The following is an 18,279-nucleotide window of genomic DNA, read 5'->3' as shown; positions in this document are numbered from 1 at the left end:
GACTGAGGGAGTCATCTGCCATCGGTCTTTTATCTTATAGCTATGAGGTATTAAATGACAGGTAAAAAAGGCAGTATCATGGTTTTAATTGCAGGAATTGCTTGGGGGATTTCAGGGGTTTCTGGTCAGTATTTAATGGCGCAAGGCATTGATGTTAACTTGCTGACGTCGCTTCGCTTGCTTATTTCAGGAATTGTCCTTTGTGGCTTTGCCTATTTTAAACAAAGGAGCAAAATGAAAAAAGTCTTAACTCAAAAGAAAATATTATGTCATATTATGCTTTTTAGTGTTTTAGGGCTTTTGCTGAATCAATATACATACCTGAATGCTATTAAATATACTAACGCGGGAACAGCAACTGTTTTGCAATATTTATCACCAGTCTTGATTCTGATTTTTGTCACTTCAAAGGAAAAAAGATGGCCTAGTGTTGCTGAAGCTGTTGCAATCGTATTAGCAATTTTAGGCACTGTTATCATTGCTAGTCATGGGCGATGGGATCAATTGGCAGTGACACCTCTTGGGCTTTTTTGGGGACTAACATCTGCTGTCACTTATGCCATTTACATTATTTTGCCAGCTCGCTTGATTGAGGAGTGGGGCAGTTTAGTTGTGATTGGTCTTGCCATGTTATTTGCTGGAGGTTCGTTTTCACTGGTGACTCGGCCTTGGAATGCTTCACTCGTTTTAACTTTTCCGATTTTGATGGCTTTATTTGGTTTGATTGCCATTGGTAGCATTTTTGCTTATACTGTTTTTTTGAAAGGGGCTAGTCTTGTTGGTCCTGTTAAAGGAAGTTTGTTGGCTTCGATAGAACCGGTTGCTTCTGTTGTTTTTGCCCTTGTTTTATTAGGGGATGTTTTTTACCCTATTGATCTTTTGGGAATGCTTTTGATTATGCTTGCGGTCTTTTTGATTTCGGTGCGTGACCTTATCTTATTAAGGCGTGAAAAAGCCTTTAATGCAAAAACATAGTCATCAATGTAATGAAAACTGAGAAATTATGCTATAATCTCATTAATTAGAAGGAGAACACTATGATTGGATCGATTATTGTTGGAGCTATTATTGGAATGATAGCAGGAAAAATCACCGAAAAAGGTGGGCAAATGGGTTGCTTTACTAATATTGCAGCAGGTTTAATAGGTTCTTCCGTTGGTCAAGCCTTGTTTGGTCATTGGGGAATTCATTTGGCAGGCATGGCCATTTTCCCATCAATCTTAGGAGCAGTGATTGTCATTGCAGTTGTTTCTTATTTTTTAGGAAAATAATCGAAAAAGCCCTCTGGAAATCCAAAGGGCTTTTTTGCAACATAAAAATGTCTTATCTTTTTAATGGTTGCATGCTTATTATAGTCTTCTTATATGTAGATTTGGTGTCAAATTGATGACAAAAAATGCTTTATTTGTCTTTCTTGATACCTTAGTGCAACTTTATTTGGGAATGCTTTAGAAATAATAGAAAATAAGATTTTTTTGTGGTAAAATTTAACAAAATATAAGGAGGTGCTTTCTATGAAAGCCATTATCACAGTTGTTGGGAAAGATAGTAAAGGTATTGTTGCAGGTGTTTCAGGTAAGATTGCAGAACTTGGATTGAATATTGATGATATTTCTCAAACCGTTCTTGATGACTATTTTACCATGATGACTGTGGTGTCAAGTGAGGATAAGAAAGATTTTACTGTTTTGCGACAAGAGCTTGACGTTTTTGGGGAAAAACGAGGCATTAAGATTAATATTCAAAGCACCGCTATTTTTGATGCTATGCATAACTTATAAGGAGAACTCAAATGGATATTAGACAAGTTCGCGAAACGATTGAAATGATTGAAGAACAACATTTTGATATTCGCACTATTACCATGGGGATTTCCCTTTTGGATTGTATTGACTCAGATATTAACCGAGCAGCGGAAAAAATCTATCAAAAAATTGTTTCAAAAGCGGGCAACTTAGTTGCAGTTGGTGATGAGATTGCGTCTGAATTGGGTATACCCATCGTTAATAAACGAGTTTCGGTAACTCCTATTGCTTTAATTGGTGCAGCGACGGATGCAAATGATTATTTGCCTTTGGCCAAGGCTCTTGATAAAGCAGCTTATGACATTGGTGTTGATTTTATTGGTGGTTTTTCGGCACTCGTGCAAAAAGGCTATCAAAAAGGTGATGAAATACTCATCAATTCTATTCCTCGTGCCCTTGCTGAAACAGATAAAGTGTGTTCGTCAGTTAATATTGGTTCAACCAAGTCAGGTATTAATATGACAGCTGTTGCAGATATGGGTCGAATTATCAAAGAAACAGCACAACTGTCAGACTTAGGTGCAGCCAAATTAGTTGTTTTTGCGAATGCTGTTGAGGACAATCCTTTTATGGCTGGTGCCTTTCACGGTGTTGGTGAAGCAGATGTGGTGATCAATGTTGGAGTCTCTGGACCTGGTGTGGTTAAGCGTGCTCTTGAGAAAGTTCGAGGAGAAAGCTTTGATGTTTTAGCAGAGACGGTTAAGAAAACAGCCTTTAAAATCACACGTATTGGTCAACTGGTTGGGCAAATGGCAAGTGAACGTCTAGGTGTTAAATTTGGTATTGTGGACTTATCGCTAGCGCCTACACCGGCAGTTGGAGACTCGGTTGCGCGTGTTCTGGAGGAAATGGGACTTGAAATGGTTGGCACTCATGGAACAACTGCAGCACTGGCATTGTTGAATGATGCTGTTAAAAAAGGTGGCGTAATGGCCTGTAACCAGGTTGGCGGCCTATCAGGAGCATTTATTCCAGTTTCAGAAGATGAAGGCATGATTGCTGCGGTGCAAAATGGATCGCTTAATCTAGAAAAATTAGAAGCCATGACTGCTATTTGTTCAGTAGGACTAGACATGATTGCCATCCCAGAAGAAACCCCTTATGAAACGATTGCAGCCATGATTGCTGATGAAGCAGCTATTGGTGTCATTAATCAAAAGACAACAGCGGTTCGGATTATTCCTAAAGGGAAAGTTGGTGATATGATTGCCTTTGGTGGTTTACTTGGGACAGCTCCTGTCGTGGCAGTTAATCCTAATTCCTCTGCCAGCTTTATTGCTAGAGGCGGCCAAATTCCAGCCCCTATACATAGTTTTAAAAACTAGTAGAAATACTCGCATGTTTTTGCGAGTGTTTTCATTTAATGCTATAATATAAAGGAGGATTTGGAGGATATTATGACTAAAACAAAACTATACATTGCTCGTCATGGCAAAACAATGTTTAATACTATTGGACGTGCTCAAGGCTGGAGTGACACCCCTTTAACAAAGTTGGGGGAAGAAGGTATTCGTGAACTTGGTTTAGGTTTAAAAGAAGCTGCAATCCCTTTTAAAGCAGCCTTTTCGAGCGATTCTGGCAGAACCATGTTAACCATGGAAATTATTCTAAGAGAGTCTGAAAATGAATTTCTTCCCTATACAAGGGATAAACGAATTCGAGAGTGGTGTTTTGGCAGTTTAGATGGGGCCTATGATTCAGAACTTTTCCTAGGAGTATTGCCAAGAACTAAGGCATTTGAGGGGAAAGAGAACATGAAAGATGTGACCTATCCAGAATTAGCTCAAAGTATTGTTGAAGTTGATACTGCCAATTGGGCGGAACCATGGGAAGTCTTGAGTAAACGGATTTATGATGGTTTTGAAGCTATGGCATTGGCTATTGAAAATGCTGGCGGAGGAAATGCCATTGTTGTCAGTCACGGCATGACCATTGGAACCTTTATGTGGTTAATTGATCCAAACCGTGAAAAACAATACATTGATAATGGTAGTATTTCAGTTGTGACCTATGAAAATGGTCAATTTGCTATTGAGACAGTGGGTGATATGACTTACCGTCATTGTGGGCGTCAGATAATAGAAAAGATGTCACATGAAAAATAATAACGTCTTAGGATTTCTTTTAAAGGGATTAATTGTTATTCTTTTCATTTCTTGTTTGTATATGTTTATTAAAGAAGACAGCACTCAAACCGTTCACAATCAACAAAGCAAACAAGTTGTAAAAAGCAGTCAGAAAAAAAATAAAGGTGCTCATTTGCCTAAGGTGTCTGCTACAGATTGGCAATTAACCTTGATTAATAGAGAAAATATGAAAGAGGAACTTAATCCTGTAGTGGTTGAGATAAATGGTATTTTTATTGATGAACGTATCGCAGATGCAACTGCGGAGTTTTTAGCTGCTGCACAAGCAATTGACCCTCAAGAACATTTAATCTCAGGTTATCGTAGTGTTGAAACACAAACGCAACTTTATCAGTCATATATTGAGCAGGAAATGGCTAGTGATCCAAGTTTAACCCCAGAAGCTGCAGAAAAACGTGTGCAAGCCTATTCACAACCTCCTAAAGCCAGTGAACATAATACAGGTTTGGCAATAGATATGGGAACATCGGATTACCTTAACCAAAGTTATCCAGATAGTGTTAAGCAAATTGAAAAAATTGCTCCTGACTATGGTTTTGTTTTACGTTTCCAAGAAGATAAAAAACACAGCACGGGTGTTGGCTATGAAGATTGGCATTACCGTTATGTTGGTAAGGAATCCGCGAAATATATGACAAAACATAATCTGTCATTAGAGGAATATATTGCATTATTGAAGGAGAAGAAATGAGAAATAGACTGAAATTCCAAGTGTTTTTGGTGATATTTGCAGCCTTTCTATTTTGTGTGATTATTCCGATGATTTTCCAATCAAAAACACCAGAGGCAAAACAAGTCGTTGCAAGTCCTTATACAACAGAAGAATTTATAAAGGTTATTAGTCGAGACATTAAACCACAAGCAGAAGCTTATGGCATTCGACCATCCCTTCTTATTGGACAAGCCCTTTTAGAGAGCCAAAATGGAACAAGCCTTTTATCTCACAAATACCGCAACCTTTTTGCTTTACAGGCAAGGACTGGTCAAGAATCAGTGCTCTTGGTAACAAGTCATCCTCTTGTTAATGCTGAAGCAAACAGTAAGGTTCGATTTGCTAGGTATAAAGATTGGCAAACATCCATTGAAGATTATTTAAGACGTTTAAAATCTGGTCAGGTTTGGGATAAGGAGCTTTATCGTAAACTTGCTACTCAAAAAGGTTATAAGGAACCTGCTAAAACCTTAGGTGAATACATTTATCCTTATGATAGCAACTATTCAAATAAGTTGATAAAAATCATTGAAGATCAGGAATTAACGCAATACGATTAAGGAATTAGCACTCTTTTAAAAGAGTGCTAATTTTTTGTGTTTTTTTCTTGACAAGCTCTTAATATGGAGTATAATGGAAATATAAGTTAGCAGTCTTTATATGTGAGTGCTAAGAGTGGAAGGGGTGGTTGCCTTGTGATTACGGAAAGACAAAATGACATTCTTAATTTGATTGTTGATTTGTTCACGCAAACACATGAACCAGTTGGTTCAAAAGCTTTACAAGCCAGCATTGATAGCAGTAGCGCAACCATTCGAAATGACATGGCTAAGCTGGAAAAGCTAGGTTTGCTTGAAAAAGCTCATACTTCAAGTGGACGCATGCCAAGTCCAGCTGGCTTCAAGTACTTTGTTGAGCATTCTTTAAATCTTGATAGCATTGATGAGGGTGATATTTATCATCTGGTCAAAGCATTTGATTTTGAAGCTTTTAGATTGGAAGATATTTTAGCAAAAGCTGGTCATGTTTTAGCTGAGATGACAGGCTACTCGGTAGCTATTTTAGATGTTGAGCCATCTCGGCAAAAATTAACCGCTTTTGATATCGTCCAATTATCAAATCATGATGCCTTAGCTATTTTGAATTTAGATGAATCAAAGCCGTTAACTGTACAGTTTGCTATTCCTAAGAACTTTCTAAGTCGTGACTTGGTTCGAATCAAAGAAATTGTAGACCAACGGTTAATAGGAAGAGAGTTGATGGATGTTCATTATAAATTAAGAACTGAAATCCCTCAGATTTTGCAAAAATATTTTACAGTAACAGATAATGTTTTGGATTTGTTTGACTATATTTTCAAAGGGCTTTTCCAAGAAACCATATTTGTTTCAGGTAAAATCAATGCACTCGATTACTCAGGTCTTAAAACCTATCAGTTTTTAGACAAAGAGCAAGAGTTAGCCCTTACCATTCGCCAGAGTATGGCTGAAAATGAGATGGCTACAGTACAAGTTGCTGATAGTAGCGAAGCAGCACTTGCTAATTTGAGTTTATTGACCTACAAGTTTCTCATTCCTTACCGAGGATTTGGCCTGCTCAGCCTTATTGGTCCGATTGATATGAATTATAGACGTAATGTTAGTTTAATTAATGTCGTCGGCAAAATACTGGCGGTTAAATTGAGAGACTACTATCGCTATTTGAACAGCAATCACTATGAAGTGAATTAGTAGAAAGCTGCGCTATTAAAATGAAAAAAGAAAGAGGTGCTTCTTTTGTCACAAAAACATGATGAAGACATCAAAAACGAAGAAATTATCGAAGAAGTTGAGCAAGAAGTAGAAGCTGACCAGCCAGTCCAAGAAGAAAGTCCTGAAAAATCAGAACTAGAACTTGCTAATGAACGTGCTGATGAATTTGAAAACAAATACCTTCGTGCACACGCAGAGATGCAAAATATTCAGCGTCGCTCAAATGAAGAACGTCAAACCTTGCAACGCTACCGTTCACAAGACTTGGCAAAAAAAATCTTACCAAGTCTAGATAATTTGGAGCGAGCATTGGCAGTTGAAGGCTTAACAGATGATGTTAAAAAAGGCCTCGAGATGGTTCAAGAAAGCTTAGTTCAAGCCCTTAAAGAAGAAGGTATTGAAGAAGTAACAGTTGAAAGTTTTGACCATAATTTGCACATGGCTGTCCAAACCTTACCTGCTGATGACGAACATCCAGCAGATACCATTGCTCAAGTCTTCCAAAAAGGCTACAAATTACATGAACGTCTATTAAGACCAGCAATGGTTATTGTTTATAATTAGCTATTTCTGATGGTTGCTAAAGTAACTCATCAGAAACCGGCAATCGCTGTGGGCGAATTGCCTAAGCTACTTACTAGCTCACGATTAAAATAAATGTGATTTTAATCGCTCCCGTCGCAATAAACAACTTGACCGAAAAGTCGTAAAACTACTAAGCTAGATAACAAGGTGCACTTTGTTCCGCGTCAGTAATGAAGCGAACGAAGTGAGTTGATCCGATATTTTCCTCCGTGGTGAGAGTAACAGTTGCCTTAGTAACTGTTACGAGGGAACTCTGCATGAGGTCGCTCCCGTCCCCACCATCTAAGGAAAATATCAAAAGAAAAAATTAATATTAAAGAGGAATAAAAAATGTCTAAAATTATCGGTATTGACTTAGGAACAACTAACTCAGCAGTAGCAGTTCTTGAAGGAACTGAATCAAAAATCATTGCTAACCCAGAAGGAAATCGTACAACACCTTCAGTAGTATCATTCAAAAATGGTGAAATCATCGTTGGTGATGCTGCAAAACGCCAAGCTGTTACAAACCCAGAAACAATCATCTCAATCAAATCAAAAATGGGTACTTCTGAAAAAGTTTCTGCAAATGGTAAAGAATATACACCACAAGAAATTTCAGCAATGATTCTTCAATACCTTAAAGGTTATGCTGAAGATTATCTTGGTGAAACAGTTACCAAAGCAGTTATCACAGTTCCTGCATACTTCAACGATGCTCAACGTCAAGCAACAAAAGACGCTGGTAAAATTGCAGGTCTTGAAGTAGAACGTATCGTTAACGAACCAACTGCAGCAGCACTTGCTTACGGTATGGATAAAACTGATAAAGATGAAAAAATCTTAGTATTTGACCTTGGTGGGGGAACATTTGACGTTTCAATCCTTGAATTAGGTGACGGTGTCTTTGATGTACTTGCAACTGCAGGTGACAACAAACTTGGTGGTGATGACTTTGACCAAAAAATTATTGATTTCTTAGTAGAAGAATTCAAAAAAGAAAATGGTATTGATTTATCACAAGATAAAATGGCCTTACAACGTTTGAAAGATGCTGCTGAAAAAGCTAAAAAAGATCTTTCAGGTGTAACTCAAACTCAAATCAGCTTACCATTTATTACAGCTGGTGCAGCTGGACCTCTTCACTTGGAAATGAGTTTGTCTCGTGCTAAATTTGATGACTTAACACGTGATCTTGTAGAGCGTACAAAAGTTCCAGTTCGTCGTGCCCTTTCTGATGCTGGTTTGTCACTATCTGAAATTGATGAAGTTATCCTTGTAGGTGGTTCAATTCGTATCCCTGCAGTTGTTGAAGCTGTTAAGGCTGAAACTTGTAAAGAGCCAAATAAATCAGTTAACCCGGATGAAGTTGTAGCTATGGGTGCTGCTATCCAAGGTGGTGTTATCACTGGTGATGTTAAAGACGTTGTTCTTCTTGATGTGACACCATTATCACTAGGTATCGAAACAATGGGTGGTGTCTTCACTAAATTAATTGATCGTAACACAACAATCCCAACTTCTAAATCACAAGTCTTCTCAACAGCAGCAGATAATCAACCAGCTGTTGATATCCATGTTCTTCAAGGAGAACGCCCAATGGCAGCTGATAACAAAACACTTGGACGTTTCCAATTGACAGATATTCCAGCGGCACCTCGCGGTATTCCACAAATCGAAGTGACATTTGATATTGATAAAAATGGTATTGTATCTGTTAAGGCTAAAGACCTTGGAACTCAAAAAGAACAACATATTGTTATCAAATCAAACGATGGTCTTTCAGAAGAAGAAATCGATCGTATGATGAAAGATGCTGAAGCAAATGCTGAAGCAGATGCAAAACGTAAAGAAGAAGTTGACCTTAAAAATGAAGTTGACCAAGCTATCTTTGCAACTGAAAAAACAATCAAAGAAACTGAAGGAAAAGGCTTCGATACAGAACGTGATCAAGCTCAATCAGCTCTTGATGACTTAAAAGCAGCTCAAGAATCTGGCAACACAGAAGATATGAAAGCTAAACTTGAAGCTTTAAATGAAAAAGCTCAAGCTCTTGCTGTTAAAATGTACGAACAAGCAGCGGCAGCACAACAAGCAGCATCTGGTGCTGAAAGTGCAGAACAAGCAAACCCAACAGATGATGGTGTTGTAGATGGTGAGTTTACTGAGAAATAATCCTTAAAACATGTTTAAACACATGAGTAAGTGTCAGCTAACAGACTTACTTATGATGAAGTCACAAATCAGAGGTTGTACCCCAGCCTCTGTTTTTGGCTAGAAAGACCTGTACTTAAGGAAAAGTTAAACAGCTCTTAACAAGCAGTGCTTGCAAAAAGCATAAGAGTTGTTTTTCAGTGATTTATTACGCATTAATTCAATGAAAGGAATTGAACCCGACCTAAAAGTTGTGTGAAAAAGATAAACCGTATAGAAATCAGAATTTCTATCGATTTCCTATTTTCACTTTGCTTTTTACGGTCTTGGTATCTTATTTTATGAACAATACTGAATTCTATGATCGTTTGGGGGTGTCTAAGGATGCTTCTCAGGACGAAATCAAAAAAGCCTATCGTAAGATGTCTAAGAAATACCATCCAGATATCAATAAGGAGTCAGGGGCTGAACAAAAATATAAGGATGTTCAAGAAGCTTATGAGACTTTGAGTGATTCTCAAAAACGTGCGTCTTATGACCAATATGGAGCTGCTGGTGCCCAAGGTGGTGGTTTTGGTGGCGGCTTTGGAGGTGGTTTTGACGGAGGTGGTTTTGGTGGCTTTGAGGACATTTTCTCAAGTTTCTTTGGTGGCGGTGGTGCTTCACGTCATCCAAATGCTCCTCGTCAAGGTGATGACTTGCAATACCGTGTCAATCTAGATTTTGAAGAGGCTGTTTTTGGAACCGAAAAAGAAGTGAGCTATCACCGTGAGTCAACTTGTGGAACTTGCTCAGGATCAGGTGCTAAACCAGGAACAAGCCCAGTTACCTGTGGTCGCTGTCATGGTGCAGGTGTGATCAATGTTGATACGCAAACCCCTCTTGGCATGATGCGCCGACAAGTTACCTGTGATGTTTGTCATGGTAGTGGTAAAGAAATCAAAGAACCTTGTCATACTTGTCATGGGACTGGTCATGAAAAGAAAACACACAAAGTTTCGGTTAAAATTCCAGCAGGTGTTGAAACAGGTCAGCAAATTAGACTGCAAGGTCAAGGTGAAGCTGGCTTTAACGGTGGCCCATATGGCGATCTCTTTGTTGTCTTGAATGTTTTACCAAGCAAGAAATTTGAACGAAATGGATCGACAATCTACTATGATTTGAACATTAGTTTTGTTCAAGCTGCCTTAGGTGATACTGTTGATATTCCAACAGTTCATGGTGATGTGGAGATGTCAATTCCAGCAGGGACTCAGACAGGTAAAACCTTCCGTCTAAAAGGCAAAGGTGCTCCCAAATTACGTGGCGCTGGTCAGGGGGACCAACATGTGACGATTACAGTTGTAACACCAACCAAACTCAATCATGAGCAAAAAGAAGCATTACAAGCCTTTGCTAAGGCAAGTGGTGAAGATATTTCAAGTCCAAAGAAAAAAGGCTTCTTTGATAAAATGAAAGATGCTTTAGAAGATATCTAATAGCTATAAAATAACACTTTTTGATGGGAAATCTCCTATTGACAAGTGTTATTTTTTTATTTTCTGTATTTTTTTCTTGCAAGATTAACTTATCTGTTGTAAAATAAATCCAAGATAGTTTGACAATCAAATTATTTCATTTTAAAACTATATGTTTCGATACTCTAGAAGGGGGTAGAAGATGGACTATCAACACATTATTTTTGAAAAAAATAATGATCTTGCCATATTGACCTTAAACCGTCCGCATGTTTCAAATGGTTTCAATATTCCTATTTGTTTAGAAATACTTGAGGCTATTGAAAAGGTTGAGAAAGACGCAGGCCTTCGCTTTTTAGTTATTAAAGCAGTGGGAAAACTGTTCTCAGTAGGCGGTGATTTAGTTGAGATGCAAAATGCTGTGGACAATGACAACATTGAGTCGCTTGTCAAAATAGCAGAGCTTGTTCAGGATATTTCCTTGGCCATTAAGAAATTACCGAAACCTGTTATTCTATGTGCAGATGGTGCAGTTGCTGGTGCAGCATTTAACATTGCCCTTGCTGTAGATTTCTGCATTGCAAGTAAGGATGCCAAGTTTGTTCAAGCATTTGTCAATGTGGGTCTTGCTCCGGATGCAGGTGGTTTATTTCTGCTTACAAGAGCAATAGGATTGAACCGAGCAACACACTTGGTGATGACAGGTGAAGCAGTATCAGCTGAAAAAGCTTTAGATTATGGATTTGTTTATGCCGTATCAGAATCTGAAAAGTTAGAAGCTTTGGAAGCAAAGGTCTTAAAACGCTTAAGACGCGGTTCTTCAAATTCTTATGCAGCCATGAAACAGTTGGTTTGGCAGAGTTATTTCCAAGATTGGGAATCTTATGCACCATTAGAATTACAATTACAAGAAAGTTTAGCCTTTAAAGAAGACTTCAAAGAAGGTGTTAGAGCATATAGTGAAAGGCGTCGTCCTAATTTTCAAGGGAAATAGTTTGTAAAATCTTGCAAAATAATTTGGTCTTTGATATAATTTGAAAGTCAAAGTTTATTGTTAGGAGGTGCCAACTTGGAATATGATAAAATCAATGAGTATTTAGTAAATGTCTTCAATCGTATTTTAGTCATTGAAGAAATTAGTCTAAAAACGAGTCAATTTAGTGATGTGTCCTTAAAAGAAATGCACACAATTGAAATTATTGGCAAATTTGATCAAGTAACTCCAAGTGACATCGCCAGAGAATTAATGGTTACTTTAGGAACTGTTACAACTAGTCTCAATAAACTTGAGGCCAAAGGTTATATTGAACGCACTCGCTCTATTTCTGATAGACGTGTTGTTTACTTAACCCTTACTAAAAGAGGGAGACTGCTTGATAGACTCCATGCTAAATTTCATAAAAACATGGTTGGGCAAGTGGTTGCGGACATGGATGACGAAGCCATGAAAGCACTCCTTCGAGGGCTAGAAAATTTACATCAGTTTTTGGAGGACTTGATTTAATGGCTTACACAAAAATTAGTCAGGTAGCTCATTATGTGCCAAATCAAGCTGTCAGTAATGATGACTTGGCAAAAATAATGGATACTAGTGATGAATGGATTGCTTCTCGTACAGGAATTAAACAGAGGTATCTGTCCTTGAGAGAAAATACCAGTGATTTAGCCAGTCAAGTTGCTACACAATTGTTGGAAAAATCAGGGCTTGATGCCAGTGAGATTGATTTTATTATCTTAGCAACGATATCACCAGATGCTATGATGCCTTCTACAGCTGCAAAGGTTCAAGGTCGTATAGGAGCAGTCAATGCTTTTGCCTTTGACTTAACAGCAGCATGCAGTGGTTTTGTCTTTGCACTAGCAATGGCAGATAAATTGATTCTTTCTGGTCAATACCAAAAAGGGATTGTTATTGGAGCTGAAACACTCTCAAAACACATTGATTGGTCTGACCGTTCAACGGCAGTGGTCTTTGGAGATGGTGCAGGTGGTGTTTTGGTTGAAGCAAGTTCTCAGCAACACTTTTTAGCAGAAGTCTTAAAAACGGATGGCTCAAAAGGAGACAGCTTGGTGTCTGGTCAACGGAATCTATCCTCACCTTTTTCAGAGAAACAGGTTTCAGAACCTTATTTGCGAATGGATGGTCGTGCTATTTTTGACTTTGCGGTTCGTGATGTGTCAAAAAGCATCAATGCCTTAATTGAGAGTAGCTCTATTGCTAAAGAAAACATTGATTACATGCTTTTACATCAAGCCAACCGTCGTATTTTAGATAAAATGGCCAGAAAGATTGATATGCCTCGAGAAAAATTTCTTGAGAATATGATGACTTATGGCAATACAAGTGGGGCAAGTATTCCCATCTTGTTATCAGAAGCTGTCCAAAATGGACAAATCACATTAGATGGTACCCAAACCATTTTGCTATCAGGATTTGGTGGCGGATTAACCTGGGGAAGTCTAATGCTTAAAATCTAGTTATAGCATGTGCATAGCACATTTATATAAAAAAATTAACATAAACATTATTTAAGGAGAAATAAAATGTCAGTATTTGAAAAAGTTCAAGAAATCATCGTTGAAGAATTAGGTAAAGAAGCAGAAGAAGTTAAAATGGAAACAACATTTGATGATCTTGATGCAGATTCTTTGGATGTTTTCCAAGTTATTTCAGAAATCGAAGATGCTTTTGATATTCAAATCGAAACTGAAGAAGGTTTAAACACAGTTGGCGACCTTGTTGCTTACGTTGAAGAAAAAACAAAATAAAAGGGATTCATAGAGCTTAAAAAGCTTTTAATGAATCACTAAGGGTGAGATTAGCCCCTGCTAAAGGACCTAGCTCGCTCTTTCTTTATTCACTAATAGTTTGATTATCAAATTACTTTTATCTTGCTAGAAAAGGTTCAAAATGAAAACACGTATTACAGAATTGCTTAATATTGACTATCCCATTTTTCAAGGAGGAATGGCATGGGTTGCTGATGGTGACCTTGCTGGAGCTGTTTCCAATGCTGGTGGCTTAGGTATTATAGGAGGAGGAAATGCCCCTAAAGAAGTTGTCAAAGCAAATATTGATCGGGTAAAGTCTATTACAAGTAATCCATTTGGTGTCAATATCATGCTTTTATCACCTTTTGCTGACGATATTGTTGATTTGGTCATTGAAGAAGGTGTTAAAGTTGTCACAACTGGGGCAGGAAATCCAGGGAAATACATGGATCGTCTTCACGAAGCCGGTATTATTGTCATTCCAGTTGTTCCAAGTGTAGCATTGGCTAAACGCATGGAAAAATTAGGGGTGGATGCTGTCATCACTGAAGGGATGGAAGCTGGTGGTCATATTGGTAAATTGACGACCATGACCTTGGTGCGCCAAGTTGTTGAAAGTGTGTCGATTCCAGTTATTGCTGCAGGAGGCATTGCTGATGGAGCAGGAACTGCAGCAGCTTTCATGTTAGGTGCAGAAGCTGTTCAAGTCGGTACACGCTTTGTTGTTGCTAAAGAATCAAATGCCCATGCTAATTTTAAAGAAAAAATCCTAAAAGCAAAGGACATTGATACAGTAATTTCTGCTCAAGTTGTAGGGCATCCTGTTCGGTCAATTAAAAACAAATTAACAAGTGCTTATGCTAAAGCTGAAAAAGAGTATTTGACAGATCAAAAAACTGCAGAAGACATTGAAGAAATGGGTGCTGGATCACTCAGACAAGCAGTAGTTGATGGGGACGTTGTTAATGGTTCCGTAATGGCTGGCCAAATTGCAGGGCTTATCAAAAAAGAAGAAAGCTGTAAAGAAATTATTGAAGATCTTTATTATGGGGCTTCTGAAATAATTGCCAAAGAAGCTGCGCGTTGGGCTCATGTGAAACGCTAACTGAGTGAGATGAATGAGGAATTAAAATGACAAAAACTGCATTTTTATTTGCTGGCCAAGGGGCACAAAAATTAGGAATGGCAAGTGATTTATACCAAGCCTATCCTCAAGTAAGAGAGCTTTTTGATCAAGCAAGCCAACTATTAGGTTATGATTTACGTCAATTGATTGATGAAGATGAAGAAAAACTGAATCAAACGCGCTACACACAACCAGCCATTCTAACGACTTCTGTAGCCATTTACAGGCTCTTAAAAGATTCTGGTATCAAAGCAGATATGGTTGCAGGTTTATCTCTTGGAGAGTATGCGGCTTTAGTTGCATCTGAGGCTATTTCCTTTAAAGATGCTCTTCTTTTGGTAGCAAAACGTGGGCAATTTATGGAAGAAGCTGCTCCAGCAGGATCTGGGAAAATGGTAGCTGTCTTAAACACTGATGCAGCAATCATTGAAGAAGCTTGTCAAGAAGCATCTCAGTTTGGTATTGTTTCACCAGCAAACTATAATACACCAGGTCAAATTGTGATTGGTGGACAAGTTGAAGCTGTTAATCAAGCACTTGAATGCTTAAAAGCAAAAGGTGTCAAACGCTTGATACCACTTAATGTATCAGGTCCCTTTCATACGGCACTTTTGCAGCCTGCTAGTCAAAATTTAGCTAAAGAGTTAGCTAAATTAAGGTTTAAAGACTTTGTGTGTCCACTTGTTGGCAATACAGAAGCAGATGTGATGACAAAAGAACGGATTCCAGAATTATTAACCCGCCAGGTTATGGAACCGGTCCGTTTTTATGAAAGTATCACTAAATTACAAGAATTAGGCTGCAGTCAAATTGTTGAAATTGGTCCTGGTAAGGTTTTAACAGGGTTTATTAAGAAAATCGATAAAAACATGCAGGTAACTTCAATCGAAGATTTACACTCACTTAGATTATATTTAGAAAGTAGTAAAAAATAGATGGATGTAAAAGGAAAAAACGTATTTATTACAGGTTCAACCCGTGGAATTGGCTTAGCCATTGCCAAAGCTTTTGCTAAATTGGGAGCAAATATTGTTTTAAATGGTCGTAAACCAATTAAAGAAGAGTTGCTAGAAGAGTTTTCAGATTATTCAGGGAAGGTCATTGCTGTTTCAGGAGACGTTTCAAAGGCTCAGGATGCTAATGAGATGGTTGAAAAAGCTATTGAAGCATTAGGAAGTGTTGATATTCTTGTAAATAATGCAGGTATCACCAATGATAAAATTGTTCTTCGTATGACAGAAGAGGATTTTGAGAATGTCCTAAAAGTTAATTTAACAGGTGCTTTTAACATGACACAATCAGTCTTAAAGCCGATGATGAAAAAACGCCAAGGTGCTATTATTAATATATCTAGTGTTGTTGGAATGACTGGAAATGTCGGTCAAGCCAACTATGCAGCCTCAAAAGCTGGTTTAATTGGATTTACCAAATCTTTAGCCCGTGAAGTAGCCAGTCGTGGGATTTGTGCTAATATTGTAGCACCTGGTTTTATTGCTTCTGATATGACCGATGTTTTAACAGACAAAATGCAAGAAGCTATCTTGAATCAGATTCCATTAAAACGCATTGGTCAAGCAGAGGAAGTGGCTCGTTTAGTTACTTTTCTTGCTAGTCAAGATTACATTACAGGACAAGTCGTCGCCATTGATGGTGGCGTAACCATGCAATAAGATTGAGGTGAAAAATGACATTTAATAGAGTTGTAGTAACGGGTTACGGAGTAACTTCTCCAATCGGAAATACACCAAAACACTTCTGGTCAAGCCTAAAAAATGGTAAAATTGGTATTGGACCTATTTCCAAGTTTGACACCAGTGAGTATGCCGTAAAAAACGCAGCAGAAATCAGTGATTTCCCCTTTGATAAGTATTTTGTTAAAAAGGATTTAAATCGTTTTGACATGTATTCTTTGTATGCTATTTATGCTGGTTTAGAAGCTGTTGAAAATGCCAAACTGGACACAGAAAATATTGATAGTGATCGTTTTGGTGTGATTGTTGCCACAGGTATTGGTGGTATTCAAGAAATTCAAGACCAAATGATCCGTCTCCATGAAAAGGGTCCTAAACGTGTGAAACCGATGACTTTGCCTAAGGCCTTGCCAAATATGGCGGCTGGAAATGTTGCCATGAAAGTAAATGCTCATGGTATTTGTAAGTCTATTAACACAGCTTGTGCGTCATCCAACGATGCTATTGGTGATGCTTTCCATACGATTAAATTTGGCTTGCAAGATGTCATGTTAGTTGGTGGTGCAGAAGCAGCCATTACAAAATTCGCCATTGCAGGTTTCCAAAGTTTGACAGCTCTTTCAACGACAGAAGATCCAAAACGTAGTTCTATTCCATTTGATAAAGATAGAAATGGTTTTATCATGGGTGAAGGCTCAGGGATGCTTGTTTTAGAAAGTTTAGAGCATGCCAAGGCACGCGGAGCTCATATTTTAGCTGAAATTGTTGGCTATGGAAACACTTGTGATGCTTACCATATGACTTCTCCACATCCAGAAGGATTAGGAGCAGCAAAAGCAATTCGTTTAGCTTTAAAAGAAGCAGGTATTACAGCTGATGTGATTGATTATGTCAATGCACATGGTACATCAACACCAGCTAATGAAAAAGGGGAAAGTCAGGCCATTGTTTCTGTTTTAGGAAAAGATGTGCCCGTTTCTTCAACGAAATCATTTACAGGACATTTATTAGGGGCAGCAGGAGCTGTTGAGGCTATTGCAACAATTGAAGCAATGCAAAACAGTTACATTCCGATGACGGCTGGAACAAGAGAATTATCAGACGATATCGAAGCAAATGTTATTTTTGGACAAGGACAAGCTGCAGAGATTCACTATGCCATTTCAAATACCTTTGGTTTTGGTGGACATAATGCAGTATTGGCCTTCAAAAATTGGGAGGAATAGCGTGACAATTGACGAACTAAAGGATTTGATGGCTCAATTTGACAAGTCAAATCTTAGAGAATTTTCTTTTAAAAATAAAGACGAAGAAATTTCTTTTAGTAAAAATGATTATCAAAAAATAGAAAACCATTCACCACAAGCGGTGGTATCAGAAGTGGAAAACAAAGAGATAGTTGTTGAAACAAAACAAGAAGAAAAAGTAGCAGAAGGACAACTGGTTGAAAGCCCCTTAGTTGGTGTAGCTTACTTGTCATCAAGTCCAGGTGCAGCTCAATTTGTAAGTGTAGGAGATCAGGTTAAAAAGGGTCAAACCTTACTGATTATTGAAGCTATGAAAGTGATGAATGAATTACCAGCACCATGTGATGGTATCGTTACTGAAATCCTTGTTTCCAACGAAGAGGTTGTCGAATTTGGAAAAGGATTGGTACGCATTAAATGATAGATATTAAAGAAATCATTGAAGCCCTTCCACATCGCTACCCCATGCTTTTGGTTGACCGAGTTCTTGAGGTTGGTGAAGATTCAATTGTGGCATTGAAAAATGTGACCATAAATGAACCTTTCTTTACAGGTCATTTTCCTAAATACCCTGTAATGCCAGGAGTTCTCATCATGGAGGCTCTAGCACAAGCAGCAGGTGTTTTAGAATTATCAAAAGAGGAAAATAAAGGGAAACTCGTTTTTTATGCAGGAATGGACAAGGTTAAATTTAAGAAGCAAGTTGTTCCTGGAGATCAGTTAGTGATGACTGTTAAAGTTGTTAAAAGACGAGGCACAATTGCTGTTGTTGATGCAATCGCTGAAGTAGATGGCCAATTAGCAGCTAGTGGAACACTAACATTTGCAATAGCTGCAAATTAAAGCAGTGTTC

21 protein-coding genes are annotated in these 18,279 nt (G+C 38.1%); all 21 read left to right on the top strand.

What is annotated here, in order from left to right; translation table 11 throughout:
* The first annotated feature begins 54 nt into the window (after positions 1–54).
* The 21 genes from Q9317_RS08675 (at position 55) to fabZ (ending at position 18,269) form a co-directional block, all read left to right on the top strand.
* Positions 55–975 (top strand): DMT family transporter, encoded by a 921-nt coding sequence (locus Q9317_RS08675; RefSeq protein WP_003101988.1) that lies wholly within the window; start codon positions 55–57, stop codon positions 973–975.
* Between the two features lie 62 nt (positions 976–1,037).
* A complete protein-coding gene (locus Q9317_RS08670; RefSeq protein WP_003101987.1) occupies positions 1,038–1,271 on the top strand; it encodes a GlsB/YeaQ/YmgE family stress response membrane protein in 234 nt (77 codons plus the stop codon).
* 243 nt (positions 1,272–1,514) lie between these two features.
* On the top strand, positions 1,515–1,781 hold the full coding sequence (locus Q9317_RS08665) for an ACT domain-containing protein (RefSeq protein ID WP_003101986.1): 267 nt from the start codon (positions 1,515–1,517) through the stop codon (positions 1,779–1,781).
* An 11-nt stretch (positions 1,782–1,792) separates the two neighbouring features.
* The gene (locus Q9317_RS08660; RefSeq protein WP_003101984.1) at positions 1,793–3,130 is read left to right on the top strand and encodes a PFL family protein; all 1,338 of its coding nucleotides are present in this window, start codon (positions 1,793–1,795) and stop codon (positions 3,128–3,130) included.
* A gap of 72 nt (positions 3,131–3,202) precedes the next feature.
* Positions 3,203–3,910, top strand: coding sequence for a histidine phosphatase family protein (locus Q9317_RS08655; RefSeq protein WP_017794852.1), 708 nt, complete (start codon positions 3,203–3,205; stop codon positions 3,908–3,910).
* Complete coding sequence (locus Q9317_RS08650) at positions 3,900–4,643, top strand: M15 family metallopeptidase (RefSeq protein ID WP_003101981.1); 744 nt, start codon at positions 3,900–3,902, stop codon at positions 4,641–4,643. Before Q9317_RS08655 ends, Q9317_RS08650 begins: the two co-directional genes overlap by 11 nt.
* Positions 4,640–5,224: a glucosaminidase domain-containing protein gene (locus tag Q9317_RS08645; protein WP_003101980.1), complete on the top strand. Its 585-nt coding sequence runs from the start codon at positions 4,640–4,642 to the stop codon at positions 5,222–5,224. The genes Q9317_RS08650 and Q9317_RS08645 overlap by 4 nt, the downstream gene beginning before the upstream one ends.
* 135 nt (positions 5,225–5,359) lie before the next feature.
* Positions 5,360–6,394, top strand: coding sequence for a heat-inducible transcriptional repressor HrcA (gene hrcA / locus Q9317_RS08640; RefSeq protein ID WP_003101978.1), 1,035 nt, complete (start codon positions 5,360–5,362; stop codon positions 6,392–6,394).
* A gap of 36 nt (positions 6,395–6,430) precedes the next feature.
* The gene (grpE, locus tag Q9317_RS08635; RefSeq protein ID WP_370297190.1) at positions 6,431–6,979 is read left to right on the top strand and encodes a nucleotide exchange factor GrpE; all 549 of its coding nucleotides are present in this window, start codon (positions 6,431–6,433) and stop codon (positions 6,977–6,979) included.
* 351 nt (positions 6,980–7,330) lie between these two features.
* On the top strand, positions 7,331–9,154 hold the full coding sequence (gene dnaK, locus Q9317_RS08630) for a molecular chaperone DnaK (RefSeq protein WP_305981545.1): 1,824 nt from the start codon (positions 7,331–7,333) through the stop codon (positions 9,152–9,154).
* Between the two features lie 320 nt (positions 9,155–9,474).
* Positions 9,475–10,611 carry a molecular chaperone DnaJ gene (dnaJ, locus tag Q9317_RS08625; RefSeq protein ID WP_003101973.1) on the top strand — a complete coding sequence of 379 codons (1,137 nt, stop codon included), beginning with the start codon at positions 9,475–9,477 and terminating at the stop codon, positions 10,609–10,611.
* A 181-nt stretch (positions 10,612–10,792) separates the two neighbouring features.
* Positions 10,793–11,584: an enoyl-CoA hydratase gene (locus Q9317_RS08620; protein ID WP_003101971.1), complete on the top strand. Its 792-nt coding sequence runs from the start codon at positions 10,793–10,795 to the stop codon at positions 11,582–11,584.
* A 75-nt stretch (positions 11,585–11,659) separates the two neighbouring features.
* Positions 11,660–12,094 (top strand): fatty acid biosynthesis transcriptional regulator FabT, encoded by a 435-nt coding sequence (gene fabT, locus Q9317_RS08615; RefSeq protein ID WP_003101970.1) that lies wholly within the window; start codon positions 11,660–11,662, stop codon positions 12,092–12,094.
* Positions 12,094–13,068, top strand: a complete 975-nt coding sequence (locus Q9317_RS08610) for a beta-ketoacyl-ACP synthase III (protein ID WP_003101968.1) — start codon at positions 12,094–12,096, stop codon at positions 13,066–13,068. Before fabT ends, Q9317_RS08610 begins: the two co-directional genes overlap by 1 nt.
* 66 nt (positions 13,069–13,134) lie before the next feature.
* Entirely contained in the window at positions 13,135–13,359 is a 225-nt protein-coding gene (locus Q9317_RS08605; protein ID WP_003101966.1) for an acyl carrier protein, read from the top strand.
* Positions 13,360–13,501: 142 nt separating this feature from the next.
* Complete coding sequence (gene fabK / locus Q9317_RS08600; protein WP_003101965.1) at positions 13,502–14,467, top strand: enoyl-[acyl-carrier-protein] reductase FabK; 966 nt, start codon at positions 13,502–13,504, stop codon at positions 14,465–14,467.
* 26 nt (positions 14,468–14,493) lie between these two features.
* Positions 14,494–15,423 (top strand): ACP S-malonyltransferase, encoded by a 930-nt coding sequence (gene fabD, locus Q9317_RS08595; RefSeq protein ID WP_003101963.1) that lies wholly within the window; start codon positions 14,494–14,496, stop codon positions 15,421–15,423.
* On the top strand, positions 15,424–16,158 hold the full coding sequence (fabG, locus tag Q9317_RS08590; RefSeq protein WP_003101961.1) for a 3-oxoacyl-[acyl-carrier-protein] reductase: 735 nt from the start codon (positions 15,424–15,426) through the stop codon (positions 16,156–16,158).
* Between the two features lie 14 nt (positions 16,159–16,172).
* A complete protein-coding gene (fabF, locus tag Q9317_RS08585; protein ID WP_003101959.1) occupies positions 16,173–17,405 on the top strand; it encodes a beta-ketoacyl-ACP synthase II in 1,233 nt (410 codons plus the stop codon).
* A gap of 1 nt (position 17,406) precedes the next feature.
* Positions 17,407–17,847 (top strand): acetyl-CoA carboxylase biotin carboxyl carrier protein, encoded by a 441-nt coding sequence (locus tag Q9317_RS08580; RefSeq protein WP_003101957.1) that lies wholly within the window; start codon positions 17,407–17,409, stop codon positions 17,845–17,847.
* Complete coding sequence (gene fabZ / locus Q9317_RS08575; protein ID WP_003101955.1) at positions 17,844–18,269, top strand: 3-hydroxyacyl-ACP dehydratase FabZ; 426 nt, start codon at positions 17,844–17,846, stop codon at positions 18,267–18,269. The genes Q9317_RS08580 and fabZ overlap by 4 nt, the downstream gene beginning before the upstream one ends.
* The last annotated feature ends 10 nt before the right edge of the window (positions 18,270–18,279 follow it).

The organism is Streptococcus iniae, from assembly GCF_030732225.1.
Classification (GTDB): Bacteria; Bacillota; Bacilli; order Lactobacillales; family Streptococcaceae; genus Streptococcus; species Streptococcus iniae.
Note: the sequence above shows the minus strand (reverse complement) of the source record. Positions and strands in the feature narration are given on the sequence as shown.

Bases quoted from the DNA above. Each gene is read 5' to 3' on its own strand.
- Q9317_RS08675 (WP_003101988.1), top strand. From the start codon at position 55: ATGACAGGTAAAAAAGGCAGTATCATGGTTTTAATTGCAGGAATTGCT.
- Q9317_RS08670 (WP_003101987.1), top strand. From the start codon at position 1,038: ATGATTGGATCGATTATTGTTGGAGCTATTATTGGAATGATAGCAGGA.
- Q9317_RS08665 (WP_003101986.1), top strand. From the start codon at position 1,515: ATGAAAGCCATTATCACAGTTGTTGGGAAAGATAGTAAAGGTATTGTT.
- Q9317_RS08660 (WP_003101984.1), top strand. From the start codon at position 1,793: ATGGATATTAGACAAGTTCGCGAAACGATTGAAATGATTGAAGAACAA.
- Q9317_RS08655 (WP_017794852.1), top strand. From the start codon at position 3,203: ATGACTAAAACAAAACTATACATTGCTCGTCATGGCAAAACAATGTTT.
- Q9317_RS08650 (WP_003101981.1), top strand. From the start codon at position 3,900: ATGAAAAATAATAACGTCTTAGGATTTCTTTTAAAGGGATTAATTGTT.
- Q9317_RS08645 (WP_003101980.1), top strand. From the start codon at position 4,640: ATGAGAAATAGACTGAAATTCCAAGTGTTTTTGGTGATATTTGCAGCC.
- dnaK (WP_305981545.1), top strand. From the start codon at position 7,331: ATGTCTAAAATTATCGGTATTGACTTAGGAACAACTAACTCAGCAGTA.
- dnaJ (WP_003101973.1), top strand. From the start codon at position 9,475: ATGAACAATACTGAATTCTATGATCGTTTGGGGGTGTCTAAGGATGCT.
- Q9317_RS08620 (WP_003101971.1), top strand. From the start codon at position 10,793: ATGGACTATCAACACATTATTTTTGAAAAAAATAATGATCTTGCCATA.
- Q9317_RS08610 (WP_003101968.1), top strand. From the start codon at position 12,094: ATGGCTTACACAAAAATTAGTCAGGTAGCTCATTATGTGCCAAATCAA.
- Q9317_RS08605 (WP_003101966.1), top strand. From the start codon at position 13,135: ATGTCAGTATTTGAAAAAGTTCAAGAAATCATCGTTGAAGAATTAGGT.
- fabK (WP_003101965.1), top strand. From the start codon at position 13,502: ATGAAAACACGTATTACAGAATTGCTTAATATTGACTATCCCATTTTT.
- fabD (WP_003101963.1), top strand. From the start codon at position 14,494: ATGACAAAAACTGCATTTTTATTTGCTGGCCAAGGGGCACAAAAATTA.
- fabG (WP_003101961.1), top strand. From the start codon at position 15,424: ATGGATGTAAAAGGAAAAAACGTATTTATTACAGGTTCAACCCGTGGA.
- fabF (WP_003101959.1), top strand. From the start codon at position 16,173: ATGACATTTAATAGAGTTGTAGTAACGGGTTACGGAGTAACTTCTCCA.
- fabZ (WP_003101955.1), top strand. From the start codon at position 17,844: ATGATAGATATTAAAGAAATCATTGAAGCCCTTCCACATCGCTACCCC.